At 58.0% G+C, this 1,050-nt stretch carries 1 pseudogene; it reads right to left on the bottom strand.

The window, feature by feature from the left end:
- Nucleotides 1–903: pseudogene (locus HMPREF3145_RS00300) on the bottom strand (IS256 family transposase); the annotation flags it as partial.
- Between the last annotated feature and the right edge of the window lie 147 nt (nt 904–1,050).

Here is a 1,050-nt window from a genome sequence, read left to right as displayed (position 1 = left end):
AAGTCAACAACTTCACGGGCTTGCGCCCAGGTTGATTCCTCATCCGGTTGTTGGAAGATCGTCTGGAACATCGCTTAAGACCATCGGCCACTGCATTTTGGGGACTTTCTCGTAGAGGTTTTTGGCAAAGTGGGTGCGGCACCGCTGCCAGGAGGCATCGGGCAGCACTTCGGAAATGGCATGCTGGATGCCTTCGTGGGCATCACTGGTGACAAGGAAGACACCACGAAGTCCGCGGGCTTTGAGGTCTTGGAAGAAGCCTTTCCACGATGCGTTGGATTCCGCAGTGGCGACGTGCATGCCGAGCATTTCCCGGTAGCCATCGGCGTTGACACCGGTGGCAAGCAGCACTGAGCATTTGACCACCCGGCCGCCTTCGCGCACTTTGATCGTCAGTGCGTCGCAGGACAGGTAGGCGTACCCGCCGGGGTCCAGGGGGCGATTTCTGAAGTCTGCGACCATCTCGTCGAGTTCTTCCGACATCCGCGAGACTTGCGATTTCGACAGGTTGGAAATGCCAAGTGTGGCCACCAGATCGTTCATCCTGCGGGTGGAGACCCCTTTGAGATAGCAGGTGGCAATCACGGTCGATAAGGCTCGTTCTGCTCGTGAGCGTCGCTCTAACAGCCATTCTGGGAAGAACGCTCCGTGGCGCAGCTTCGGCACTGCTACGTCGATCGTGCCGACACGGGTGTCAAGGTCGCGGTGGCGATACCCGTTGCGATGGTTGACCCGCTCGGTGGAGGCGACGCCGTATTCGGCGCCGCAGACAGTGTCGGCCTGGGCGGAGAGGATTTGGTTGATAAACCCTTGCAGCATCTGGCGCATCAAATCCGGAGAGGCTTGAGCGAGCAGATCATCCAGATAGGTTGTTGGGTCGATAGAATGCGGATCAGCGGTCATCGTCATGTTCCTTTCGGTGAGATGTGGTAGTTGAGTCGAAAGGCTACTGACGATGGCCGCCCCTGCATTTTCCAGGGCCCACCATCAGCAAGCGTTACACCACACTAAGGGACGCAACCGTAGAAGCATTATCCGGCACGATGACCG

The sequence above is a fragment of the Corynebacterium sp. HMSC05C01 genome, assembly GCF_001807155.1.
Lineage (GTDB): Bacteria > Actinomycetota > Actinomycetes > Mycobacteriales > Mycobacteriaceae > Corynebacterium > Corynebacterium coyleae.
This window is presented reverse-complemented; position numbering and strand designations above follow the sequence as displayed.